Annotated in this window: 7 protein-coding genes; 2 read left to right on the top strand and 5 right to left on the bottom strand. The window is 72.0% G+C overall.

The window, feature by feature from the left end:
- Nucleotides 1-135: 135 nt before the first annotated feature.
- On the bottom strand, nucleotides 136-2,097 hold the full coding sequence (locus OG989_RS00855) for a penicillin-binding transpeptidase domain-containing protein (protein WP_327029418.1): 1,962 nt from the start codon (nucleotides 2,095-2,097) through the stop codon (nucleotides 136-138).
- Nucleotides 2,098-2,384: 287 nt separating this feature from the next.
- Here OG989_RS00855 and OG989_RS00850 point away from each other — a divergent pair, with 287 nt between their 5' ends.
- Entirely contained in the window at nucleotides 2,385-7,463 is a 5,079-nt protein-coding gene (locus OG989_RS00850; protein WP_151457063.1) for an NAD-glutamate dehydrogenase, read from the top strand.
- 85 nt (nucleotides 7,464-7,548) lie between these two features.
- On the opposite strand, the gene OG989_RS00845 is transcribed toward OG989_RS00850, so the two are convergent.
- Together OG989_RS00845 and OG989_RS00840 are read right to left on the bottom strand one after the other, a co-directional pair.
- Nucleotides 7,549-8,232 (bottom strand): class F sortase, encoded by a 684-nt coding sequence (locus OG989_RS00845; protein ID WP_327029417.1) that lies wholly within the window; start codon nucleotides 8,230-8,232, stop codon nucleotides 7,549-7,551.
- 1 nt (nucleotide 8,233) lies between these two features.
- Nucleotides 8,234-9,247 (bottom strand): hypothetical protein, encoded by a 1,014-nt coding sequence (locus tag OG989_RS00840; RefSeq protein WP_327029416.1) that lies wholly within the window; start codon nucleotides 9,245-9,247, stop codon nucleotides 8,234-8,236.
- Nucleotides 9,248-9,816: 569 nt separating this feature from the next.
- Between OG989_RS00840 and OG989_RS00835 the strand changes: the two genes are divergently transcribed.
- Nucleotides 9,817-11,589: a glycoside hydrolase family 6 protein gene (locus OG989_RS00835; RefSeq protein WP_327029415.1), complete on the top strand. Its 1,773-nt coding sequence runs from the start codon at nucleotides 9,817-9,819 to the stop codon at nucleotides 11,587-11,589.
- Nucleotides 11,590-11,700: 111 nt separating this feature from the next.
- Here the strand turns inward: OG989_RS00835 and OG989_RS00830 are convergent, their stop codons facing one another.
- Together OG989_RS00830 and OG989_RS00825 are read right to left on the bottom strand one after the other, a co-directional pair.
- On the bottom strand, nucleotides 11,701-12,066 hold the full coding sequence (locus OG989_RS00830; RefSeq protein WP_327029414.1) for a hypothetical protein: 366 nt from the start codon (nucleotides 12,064-12,066) through the stop codon (nucleotides 11,701-11,703).
- An 88-nt stretch (nucleotides 12,067-12,154) separates the two neighbouring features.
- A complete protein-coding gene (locus tag OG989_RS00825) occupies nucleotides 12,155-12,463 on the bottom strand; it encodes a hypothetical protein (RefSeq protein ID WP_151453313.1) in 309 nt (102 codons plus the stop codon).
- Between the last annotated feature and the right edge of the window lie 2 nt (nucleotides 12,464-12,465).

Genomic DNA, 12,465 nt, shown 5'->3' with positions numbered 1-12,465 from the left:
CACGCCGACCAGGACGTGGCCGCGTGAACCGCGAAGCGGCGGTGCCCACGGGTGCCCGACGCCGCCAGTCAACGCCGCCGCCATCGCCGCCACCGCCACCGCCACCGGCGTCGAGACCGGTGTCGGTGAGGCTGGTCAGCGGGAGAGGGCGCGGAGGAAGCGCTCGGCGGCCGGGACGGCGGTGGCGGTGCTGGCTCCGCCCTTCTCGACGAAGACCGCGAACGCGACGTCGCCCTGCCAGCCGACGAACCAGGCGTGCGTGTGCGCCGGGTTGTCGTCGTACTCGGCGGTGCCCGTCTTGCCGTGCACCGGCGCGCCCGGTACGTCCCGCAGCGCGCTGCCGGAGCCGGCCGTGACCACCTCCCGCATCATCGCCCGGACCCCCTCGACCGACTCCGGCTTGAGCTGCGGGCCGGGGGCGGCGGGCTGGGCCGGGGCGGGGTCGAGGACCAGCTTCGGCTGTTCGAACCGACCCCGGGCGACCGCCGCGGTGGCCGACGCCATGGCCAGCGGGCTGACCAGCGTGGTGCCCTGGCCGATGGCGGCGGCGGCCTGCTCGGTCGCCCCGCCGTTCGCCGAGACCTTGCCGGTGAAGGCGTCGAGGCCGACGTCCCACTGCCCCTCCAGCCCGAGGGAACGACCGGTCACGGCCAGTCCGTCGGGGCCGAGCTTCGGCGCCAGCGCGGCGAACGCGGTGTTGCAGGACTTGGCGAAGTCGGTGCGGAAGGGCACCGGCCCCAGCACGAAGTTGTCGGAGTTCTTGAACGGCCTGCCGTCGACGGTGAACGTCTTCGGGCAGTCCACCGTCGCGTCCGGCGTGACCGCGCCCCGGTCGAGCAGACCGAGCGCGCTGACCATCTTGAAGGTGGAGCCCGGCGGAACCTGGGCGGTGAAGGCCAGGTTCTCCCCGGCGGCGCCGGGACCGTTGGCCGCGGCGAGCACCGCGCCGTCGCTGATCCGCACCGCGACCAGCGCCGCCCGGCGCTTCTCGCCGCGCAGGGCGGTGTCGGCCGCGTTCTGGGTGGCCACGTCGAGCGTGGTCCTGACCGGCTGCCCCGACTTCGGCTCGCTGCGGAACACCTCGGTGCCGGTGGGCACCAGCGTGCCGTCCGGGCCGGGGCGCTCGGTGATCACGGTCAGCCCCGGCGCGCCGCGTAGCCGCTCGTCGTGGTGGCCCTGGAGGCCCCCGTGGCCGACCAGGTCGCCGGCCTCGTAGCGGTCGGGGTGCTGGGCGAGGTCGTCGGCCTGGGCCGGGTCGACGGAGCCGAGCACCGCCCGGGCGAACTCGCGGGTGGGGGCCAGGTCGAGCTTGTCGCTGCGGAACTTGGTGCCCGGCAGTTCGTAGATGCGTGGTTTGATCTGCCGGTACGCCTCCTCGCGCAGGGTCACCACCTCGACGAACGCGCCCGGATCCGCGTCGGCGAGCCGCTTGCGCAGATCGGAGAGGTCCACCGGCGGGGTGATCGCCGGCCGGATCGCCCGGAAGGCCGCGTCCAGCTTCCGGGTCAGGCCCGGGAGGTCCGTGACCTCGCCCGGTTGGAGCCCGACCCGCACCACGGGTCGGGGCGCCACGATCGGCTGGCCGGCGGCGTCGAGCACCGCGGCCCGGGTGGCGGTGTCGCGGCGCAGCCCGAGCCGGTCGCCCCGGGTGAGCTGCTCCTGCACCACCTGCGGCTCCCAGATCACCCGCCACTCGTCGCCGCCGCGGGTGAGTCGCACCGGACGCTCGTACGCCCAACGGGTTCCGCCCGGGAGGGCCCAGTCGACCTTGACCACCGCGGTCGCGACGTCCTTGGTCACCTTCGCCTCGCCCCGGCGGGTCAGCGCCGGCGGCGTGGCCGCCAGCTCGCCGGAGAGCTCCTTGAGCTCGCGGGCGACGTCGGCCGCCGGCACCTTGGCGCCGGTCGGGTCGACGAGGCCGACGGCCTGGAGGTCGCCCGAGCGCCAGCCGGCCAGGAACGCGTCGACGCTGCGCTCCGGTCCGTCACCGCCCGAGCACGCGGTGAGGGCGCCGGCTGCGAGCGCGGTCGCGGCGAGCAGCGCCAGCGGCGGGCGGAGCCGGTTGCGGCGGGGGCGGCGGGGGTACGACAGGCGCATGGAAGCGGATCTCCGATCTCGGAACTGCCCTGCACGCTAGTACGGCGGCGCCGTCCGCACCGTCCCCCCGCACCGGGACGTGCGGAAAGAGAGCCGCTGCCCGGGTGATGAACGACTGGTGGCGGGGTACTCCCGAACCGGCCAACCTCGTACCCGCAACGGGTGAAAGGACGAAGTCCGGAACCGGACGTCCGCACTGTGGTCCGCCGAGCAAGGGGCGGAACGGCAGGGCCTAGGCTGGGCGGCAGAGTGACCCACAATGCGGTGGGTCGAGGGGAGTGGCACCGATGGACCGGCGTCCGGCGATCAAACCGGGACCCGACCTCCGGCAGGATGACACCGGCCGGGACGACAGCTTCGATTCGGCGACCGACGGGGACGGCTTCGGCCGGCTCGACACAGGAGTGACCGGGATGACCGGTTCGAGTATCGACACCCTCTACGATCTGGGCCTGCCCGTCGACGCGCTGGCCGACGACGTGGAGGACAACGAGCTCGACGAGCCCGTTCCCAACGTGGAGCGCCTGGTCGCCCAGGCGGTCGCGCTCGCCGGCGACGACCACGACGCGGCGACCCTGGTCAGCCGCTTCTGGCGGTTCGCGCCGGACGAGGAGCTGATCGGCTTCACCGCCGAGGAGATGCTGGAGGCGGCCCGCGCGCACCGCGACCTCGCCGAGCAGCGCGTACCGGGCGAGTTGAAGCTGCGCATCCACGAGCCCGACGCCGAGCAGCACCACTCCGTCATCGAGATCGTCACCGACGACATGCCGTTCCTGGTCGACTCGGTGACCGCCCTGCTCAACTCGCACCACCTGGACGTGCACCTGCTGGTCCACCCGCTGGTGGTGGTCCGGCGCGAGCCGCTGGGCCGGCTGGTCGAGGTCTCCGCCGACGTCGAGCCCGACGACGCCATCGCCGGCGACCTGGTCGAGAGCTGGATGCACATCGAGATCGACCCGGTACGCGACGCCGCCGAGCGGGACCGGCTGCGCCGGGAGCTCCAGCGGGTGCTCACCGACGTGCGGGAGGCGGTGGAGGACTGGCCGAAGATGCGCCAGCGCGCCCTCGCCCTCGCCGACGAGCTGGCCGCCGCGCGGACGTCGGACAACCGGCCGCCGGTGCCGGAGAAGGACATCACGGACTCGGTGGAGCTGCTCCGCTGGCTCGCCCACGACCACTTCACGTTCCTGGGCTACCGGGAGTACCGGCTGGTCGACACCGGCGAGTCGGGTGCCGCGGACGGGGAGCGGGGCAGCGGCCAGGCCCTGGAGGCGGTGCTCGGCACCGGGCTGGGCATCCTGCGCCAGGACTCCCCGGATGCCCGGCCGCTGTCGTCGATGACGCCCGAGGCGCACGACAAGGTCACCGAGAAGCGGCTGCTGATCATCACCAAGGCGAACTCGCGGGCCACCGTGCACCGCTCCGCCTACCTCGACTACATCGGCTTCAAGATCTTCAACGAGGCCGGCGAGGTGATCGGCGAGCGGCGTTTCCTGGGGCTGTTCTCCACGGCCGCGTACCGGACCAGCGTGCAGGAGCTGCCGGTGGTCCGCCGCAAGGTGGCCGAGGTGCTGGACCGCTCCGGCCTGAGCCAGCGCAGCCACTCCGGCAAGGACCTGCTCCAGATCCTGGAGACCTACCCGCGCGACGAGCTGTTCCAGATCAAGACCGAGGACCTCTACCACGCGGTCATCGGGGTGCTGCGGATGGCCGGCCGCCGGCAGCTGCGGGTGTTCCTGCGCCGGGACGCGTACGGGCGGTTCATCTCCTGCCTGATCTACCTGCCCCGGGACCGGTTCACCACCCAGAACCGCCTGCGGATGCAGGACATCCTGCTGCGCGAGCTGAACGGCGTCGGGGTCGACTACACGACCCGGGTCACCGAGTCGATGCTCGCCCGGGTGCACTTCATCGTCCGGACCGACCCGAGCCGGACTCCGGGCGACATCGACGCCGACCTGCTCGCCGAGGAGCTGGCCGACGCGACCCGGCTCTGGGACGACGACTACCGGCTGGTGCTGGAGCGCAAGCTCGGCGACGAGCAGGCCAAGCACCTGTTCACCCGCTACGCCGACGCCTTCCCGGAGGGCTACAAGGACGGCCACACGCCGTACGAGGCCATGAAGGACCTGGCGAAGCTGGAGCTGCTGGAGGAGCCCGGCCAGCTGGAGATGCACCTGTTCCGCAAGCAGCTCGCGCCGCGGGCCGGCGGGCGGGGGCCGGACGTCGACGAGGCGATGGACGTCCGCTTCAAGGTCTACCGCTACGGCGAGCCGATGATGCTCTCCGCCGTGCTGCCGGTGCTGCACTCGCTCGGCGTCAAGGTGGTCGACGAGCACCCGCACGAGGTGGACCGGATCGACGGTCGGGTCTACCTCTACGACTTCGGGCTGCGGCTGCCGGAGGGCCACCAGGAGCTGTCCGAGGTGCGCCCGCACGTGGAGAACGCCTTCGCGGCGGCGTGGCGGGGCGAGGCCGAGGTGGACGGCTTCAACGAGCTGGTGCTGCGCGCCGGCCTCACCTGGCGGCAGGTCGTGGTGCTGCGCGCGTACGCGAAGTACCTGCGCCAGGCCGGCACGGTCTTCTCCCAGGAGTACATGGAGCAGACCTTCATCGCGTACCCGAGGATCGCCGCCCTGCTGGTGGAGTTGTTCGAGGTGCGGTTCGCGCCCGGCGAGGACGGCCACGAGCAGCGGCAGCAGCGCAGCGCCGAGCTGGTGGGCGACATCCGGGCCGCGCTGGACGACGTCGCCAGCCTCGACCAGGACCGGATCCTGCGCGCCTACCTGACGATGATCCAGGCCACCCTGCGCACCAGCTTCTACCAGAAGCGCACCGACGGGCGGCCGAAGTCGTACGTGGCGCTCAAGCTGGACCCGCAGGCGATCCCGGACCTGCCGGCGCCGCGGCCGAAGTTCGAGATCTTCGTGTACTCGCCGCGCTTCGAGGGCGTGCACCTGCGGTTCGGGCCGGTGGCCCGGGGCGGGCTGCGCTGGTCCGACCGCCGGGAGGACTTCCGCACCGAGGTGCTCGGCCTGGTCAAGGCGCAGATGGTGAAGAACGCCGTCATCGTGCCGGTGGGCGCCAAGGGCGGCTTCGTGCTCAAGCAGAAGCCGGGGGACCGCGACGAGGCGGTCGTCTGCTACAAGGAGTTCATCTCGGCGCTGCTGGACGTCACGGACAACATCGTCAGCGGCGAGATCGTGCCGCCGGAGGACGTGGTCCGGCACGACGGCGACGACCCGTACATGGTGGTCGCGGCGGACAAGGGCACGGCGACGTTCTCGGACATCGCCAACGAGATCTCCACGGCGCACCAGTTCTGGCTCGGCGACGCGTTCGCCTCCGGCGGCTCGGCCGGGTACGACCACAAGAAGATGGGCATCACGGCCCGGGGCGCCTGGGAGTCGGTGAAGCGGCACTTCCGCGAGATGGGTCACGACACCCAGACCCAGGACTTCACCGTGGTCGGTGTCGGCGACATGTCCGGCGACGTGTTCGGCAACGGGATGCTGCTGTCGGAGCACATCCGGCTGGTGGCCGCGTTCGACCACCGGCACATCTTCCTCGACCCCGACCCGGAGGCCGCCGCCTCGTACGCCGAGCGGAAGCGGCTGTTCGACCTGCCCCGCTCGTCGTGGGAGGACTACGACCGGGGACTGATCTCGGCCGGCGGCGGGGTGTACCCGCGTACCGCCAAGTCGGTGCCGGTCTCGCCGCAGGTCCGCGCGGTGCTGGGCCTGGGCGACGACGTCACGCAGATGTCGCCGCAGGAGCTGATGAAGGCGATCCTGACGGCGCCGGTCGACCTGTTCTGGAACGGCGGCATCGGCACGTACGTGAAGGCCTCCAGCCAGACCAACGCGGAGGTGGGCGACAAGTCCAACGACGCGATCCGGGTGGACGGCAGGAACCTGCGGTGCCGGGTGGCCGGCGAGGGCGGCAACCTGGGCTGGACCCAGCTCGGTCGCATCGAGTACGCCCAGACCGGCGGCCGGATCTACACGGACTTCATCGACAACGCGGCCGGGGTGGACTGCTCCGACCACGAGGTGAACATCAAGATCCTGCTGAACACGGCGGTCGCCGACGGCGCGTTGACCGTCCCCGAGCGGGACGAGCTGCTCGCCGCGATGACCGACGAGGTCGCCGAGCTGGTGCTGAGGGACAACTACGACCAGGCCCGGGCGATCAACAACGCGCAGGCTCAGGCCGCCTCGCTGCTGCCCGTGCACCGGCGGATGATCACCGATCTGGAGCGCTCGGGGGCGCTGGACCGGTCCCTGGAGGCGCTGCCGCCGGACGACGAGATGGCGGTGCGGACCGAGTCCGGGCTGACCGCGCCGGAGTTCGCGGTGCTGCTCGCGTACGTCAAGATCGTCCTTGAGACGGAGATCCTGGCCGAGGGGCTCGCGGACGAGGAGTGGACGACCGACGTCCTGGTCAACTACTTCCCGACGCCGATGCGCGAGCGGTTCGCCGACCGGATGGGCCAGCACCGGCTGCGCCGGGACATCGTGACGACGGTGCTGGTCAACGAGGCGATCAACCGGGGCGGCATCTCGTTCGTCTTCCGGGTGGTCGAGGAGACGGCCGCCCCGGCGGCGGACGTCATCCGGGCGTACGTGGTGGTCCGCGAGGTGTTCGGGCTGGGCGCGCTCTGGGACGCGGTGGAGGACCTGGACAACAAGGTCGACCCGGAGTTGCAGACCAGCGTGTACCTGGACACCCGGCGGCTGGTCGACCGGGCGGTGCGGTGGTTGGTGACCAACCGCCGGTCGCCGATCGACGTGCCGGCGGAGATCGCCCGGCTGCGCGACGGGGTGGCCCAGCTCCTGCCCGACCTGGAGGAGCGCTTCTACGGCAGCGAGCGGGACTCCCTCGCGGCGCACATCGACTCGCTCACCGAGCGGGGGCTGCCGCGTGACCTGGCCGAGCAGGCGACCCGGCTGATGTACAGCTTCGGCCTGCTCGACGTGGTGGAGACCGCGGCGAGCAGCGGGCGGGACGTCGGCGAGGTGGCCTCGGTCTACTTCGTGCTCTCCGACCGGTTCCGGGTCGACTCGCTGCTGTCGAAGATCTCCCTGCTGCCGCGTGAGGACCGCTGGCAGACGCTGGCCCGGATGGCGCTGCGCTACGACCTGTACGCCGCGCTGGCCGCGCTGACCGCGGAGGTGCTCGACTCCACCGCCGGCAGCCTGTCGCCGCAGGAGCGGGTGCTCCAGTGGGAGCAGTCGAACGCCACGTCGATCCACCGCGCCGAGCGGGCGATGGGGGAGTTCGACGAGTCCCGGGCGGATCTCGCCGCCCTGTCGGTGCTGCTGCGCCAGATCCGCACCCTGGTGCGGACCTCCGCCGCCGCCTGACGCGTACGGCACGCGGCCCGGCCGGTCTCCCGATCGGCCGGGCCGCGTCGTGTCCCCCGGTGGAGGCTGCCGCGTGGTTGCCGGCTCACGCCGGCATGGAGGCGAAGACGACCACGTTGTCGGGGTAGCTGCCGGCGGCCTGGTCGAAGGTCCCGCCGCAGGTGACCACGCGCAGGCCGGGCCGGTCGCTGGGACCGTAGACCTGCTCGGTCGGGAACTCCGTCTTCGGGTACGCCTTGACCGACTCGACCGTGAAGGTGGCCTGCTGCCCGTCCTCCCGGGTGACGATGATGGTGTCGCCCGGTTGCAGGGCACCGAGGGAGAAGAAGACCGCCGGCCCGATCTCCGCGGAGTCGACGTGCCCGACGATGACCGCGTTGCCGATCTCACCCGGGCTCGGCCCCGGCTCGTACCAGCCGGCCAGCTGCGCCTGCTCCAGCGGGGGCACCTGGACGGTGCCGTCCGGGTTGGTGCCGAGCGACATGATCGAGGCGTCGACCCCGATGCGGGGGATGGCGATCGTGGTGGGGGCGGAGCGCGCCAGGCCCGTGCCGGCGACGTCCGGGTCCGCGTCGGGGTTCGGCACGTCGGCGTCCGCCGGCCCGGTGCTGGCGGGCGCGGCCAGGGGCTGCGGGGGGCGGGGCGCGGGCCCGGTCTTGGCCGAGGCGCCGATCAGACCGGCGCCGACCATGGCGACCACGACGACGACGGCCGCGCCGGCGGCGCGCCACGGTGTCCCGTGACGGCCGCCGGCCGGTGTCGCCGTCATGTCAGACGAAGGACTCATCGGTCCGACGCCGGCGCATCAGCACGAGGCCGCCCAGGGCCGCCGCGCCGATCAGGCTCGCCCCACCGGCGGCCAGGCCCCGGTCGGTGCCGGCGGCGACGCCACCGTCACCACCGTCGACCCCACCGCGCGGCAGCACGACCAGCTCGCCCTCGCCGCAGGAGCCCTTGAGCTCGTAGCGGCCCGGCTTGGCGTCCTCGGAGACCTCGGCCTCGCCGTAGTAGATGAAGTCCCGCTTGTGCTCCCAGCGGTCCTCGTCCTTGCCGTTGCCCTCGGACTCCTCGTCCGACCAGCCGCTGTCGTGGCCCTTGCGGTCGTACTCGTCCGAGCCGTTGCTGCCCGAGCCGTACTTGTCCTCGCGACCCTCGCGGCCCTCGCGGTCGCCCTTGTCGTGGCCCTTCTCGCGGCCCTCGCGGTCGCCCTTGTCGTGGCCCTTTTCGCGGCCCTCGCGGTCGCCCTCGGCGTCCTGGCCGTGCTCGTAGCCCTTCCAGTCGCGCTCGCCCTCGGCGCCGGCGTCGGCGGCGCCGCCACCCTGGCCGTTGGTCGGCGGCTTCGGCTGTCCGGTGGCGGTGGCAGTGGCGGACGGCTGCGGCTTGGGCGTCTCGTCCTTGCCGTTGTCGTCCTTGCCGTGGTCGCGGCCCTTGTCCTCGTGGTCCTTGCCCTTGTCGTGGTCCTTGCCCTTGTCCTCGTGGTCCTTGCCCTTGTCGTGGTCGCGGGAGTCCTCCTCCCCGCCACGCCAGTCGTTGCGGCCCTCGGCCGGCTTGAGCTCGACCTTGCCGGTGACCTTCGACCACACGAAGGCGTGCTCCTGCCGGTCGGGGCAGACCTCGAGCAGCTTGACCGTCTCGCCCGCCCTGACGACGTGCGGCTTGGCGTAGACCTTGCCCTCGTCGTCGTGGTGGCCGTCCGCGAACGCGATCCCCGGCGTGAACACGAGCAAGGAGGCGCCACCGAGGGCCGCGCCAGCAACGACCTTCCCGAGCATCTTGTTTGCCATGACCTGCGTCACTCCATCCCTGTTGTCCTAGAGCCCGGTGACAACCGAGCTACGGACGACGTTAGACCGATTCACGAGCTATGCAGGGAAAGATTCGTGTTTTGGTATTTATGGAGGCTAAGGGCGGTAGGGGAGCTACGCCGCTTTGGTGACGCGCCCGACCGGCTCGGGTGGTTCCCGCCCTCCCGGCACCCGGAGGGCCGGTCGCGCGGCGCGTGCCCGCGCCGGTGGTCGCGTCCCGTCCCGTCCGGCCCGCCGGCACCGGGCGTCCCCTCCGGCCGCTCCCCACCACATCGAGGCATTGCCATGGAAGCGCTCCCATGCAAGAATCGCTGCACGCGGTTCGGGGAGCCACACCGCGCAGGCAGGAGTCGAGGGCACCGGTCCGCCGGACGACGTCCCGCCTCCCGACCGGCCCATCGTCGCCGGTCGGACCACCACCAAACGCCCGTCCGGGTCGGGCACCCCCCGAAGAACCCGTGGTACCGGCGGACGTCCGCGCAGGACGCCCATCGGGCCTTATCGCCGGGCCGTTCGCGGATCCGGTCTCGCCCAAGGAGATCAGTGGCATGAATGTGTGGAGAAGGCTGTCCGGCCCCCGCCGGGCCCTCGCGCTCGGCGGCGCGGGCGCTCTGGTCGCGGGCGGACTGGTGACCCTGCCGGTCACCGTGGCGCACGCCGCCACCCAGTGCGACGTGTCGTACACGACCAGCGACTGGCAGGGCGGGTTCACCGCCTCCGTCAACATCAAGAACACCGGCGACGCCCTCAACGGCTGGACGCTGGGCTTCACCTTCCCCGACGGCAGCCAGCGGGTGCAGCAGGGCTGGTCGGCCCGCTGGTCGCAGAGCGGCCAGAACGTCACCGCGCAGAACGAGTCCTACAACGGCGTGGTGGCCAGCGGCGCCACGGTGAGCCTCGGCTTCAACGGCGCCTGGAGCGGCAGCAACCCGAAGCCGACGTCGTTCACGCTCAACGGCGTGACCTGCAATGGCGGCACCAACCCCACCACCCCGCCGCCCAGCACCCCGCCGCCGTCGACGCCGCCGCCGACGACCCCGCCGCCCACCACGCCGCCCCCCGGTCAGCGGGTGGACAACCCGTACCTGAACGCCAAGGGGTACGTGAACCCGGAGTGGAAGGCCAAGGCCGAGTCCGTTTCCGGCGGCAGCCGGGTGTCGAACAACCCGACCGCCGTCTGGATCGACCGGATCGCCGCCATCAACGGCACCCCGGACAGCAGCTCCAACGGCGCGATGGGCGTCCGGAACCACCTGGACAAGGCGCTCGAGCAGGGGGCGAACTACATCCAGTTCGTCATCTACAACCTGCCCGGCCGCGACTGCGCCGCGCTGGCCTCGAACGGTGAGCTGCAGGCTCACGAGCTGCCCCGGTACAAGGCCGAGTACATCGACCCGATCGCCGCGATCCAGGCCGACCCGAAGTACGCCAGCCTGCGGATCGTCAACATCATCGAGATCGACTCGCTGCCGAACCTGGTGACCAACACCTCCGGCAACCCCGGCGGCACCGCGATGTGCGACACGGTGAAGGCCAACGGCGCCTACGTCAACGGCGTCGGGTACGCCCTGTCGAAGCTGGGCGCGATCGGCAACGTCTACAACTACATCGACGCCGCCCACCACGGCTGGATCGGCTGGGACAGCAACTTCAGCCCGACCGCGCAGATCCTGAAGGACGCCGCCGTCGCCTCCGGCAGCAACGTGAACAACGTGCACGGCTTCATCGTCAACACCGCCAACTACTCGGCGCTGCGTGAGCCGTACATCAAGATCACCGACAACGTCAACGGCAGCAGCGTGCGGCAGTCGAAGTGGATCGACTGGAACTTCTACGTGGACGAGCTCTCGTTCGCCCAGGCGTTCCGCAACGAGCTCGTCGCCAAGGGCTTCGACTCGAAGATCGGCATGCTGATCGACACGTCCCGCAACGGCTGGGGCGGCACCGCCCGGCCCACCGGCCCGGGCGCGACGACCAACGTGGACACGTACGTCAACGGCGGTCGGGTGGACCGTCGGATCCACGCCGGCAACTGGTGCAACCAGGCCGGGGCCGGCCTGGGCGAGCGCCCGAAGGCCGCGCCGGAGCCGGGCATCGACGCCTACGTCTGGGTGAAGCCCCCGGGCGAGTCGGACGGCTCCAGCAAGGAGATCCCGAACAACGAGGGCAAGGGCTTCGACCGGATGTGCGACCCGACCTACACCGGCAACGCCCGCAACGGCAACAGCATGAGCGGCGCCCTGCCGGACGCCCCGATCTCGGGCGCCTGGTTCCCGGCGCAGTTCACGCAGCTCATGCAGAACGCGTACCCGGCGCTCTGAGACTGGAGCCCACCCGCCGCTGGCAGTAGGTGAGGCGCTCCAGCGGCAGGTTCCCCGGGCCCCCGGTCCGACCGTCCGACGGTCGGGCCGGGGGCCCCTCGCGTACGCCGGTCAGGGCACCGTCTTCTCGATCGCCGCGCGGCCCAGCTCGGCCAGGTCCCGGCGGGCCCGCTCGACGTTCTCCGGCGTGATGTCCTGCCCCCGGGCCGCGACCAGGTCCTCCGGCTCCCAGGGCTGCTCCGCCCCGGTACGGATGTCGTCCGGGGCCGCGCCGGTGCCGGTGCCGGTCGCGCCGGTGCCGGCGGCGTACGGGTCGCCGATCAGCTCGTCGCCGCCCGACCGGTCCCCGGTGAACGACGGAGTGTCGCGGTCGGCGCCGCCGCCGGTCCTCAGCTGCGGGATGCCGGTGTCGTCCTCGACCGCCGCGGCCACCTCCGGGCTCTCCTCCAGCGGTCGGTCACGGTCACGATCCGTCATGTCGCTGCCCTCCTGTCGCCAGGTGGTCTCCTGATCCTGCTCGCGTACCCGGCGGGGCGGTGCCCATGCCGGGTGTCGGCGGGGCGGCTCAGCGCTCCTCGTCGGGGGTCTCCGGCGGTTCGACCGGATTGCGCCACTGCCAGAGCAGCATCAGCACGCCGAAGGCGAGCATGCCGAGACCCGCCCAGAGGTTGATCCGGACCCCCTGCGCCTTCTGCACGGCGGAATCGCCGTCGAAGACGCCGATCAGGGTGACGATCGCCCCGTACGCGGTGAAGAGGCCACCGATCACCCGGCGGATGTCGAACAGCCGGGCGGCGGCCGAACGGCGGCGGGCCTCCTCGGTGGCCTCGACCGACCGGTCGTGCCCGTGCGGGTTGAGGTTTTCCATGCTCATGG

Origin of the sequence: Micromonospora sp. NBC_01740 (genome assembly GCF_035920365.1) — a bacterium.
GTDB classification, from domain to species: Bacteria; Actinomycetota; Actinomycetes; order Mycobacteriales; family Micromonosporaceae; genus Micromonospora; species Micromonospora reichwaldensis.
The sequence above is the reverse complement of the archived record's forward strand: the minus strand, read 5'-3'. Positions and strand labels throughout refer to the sequence as shown.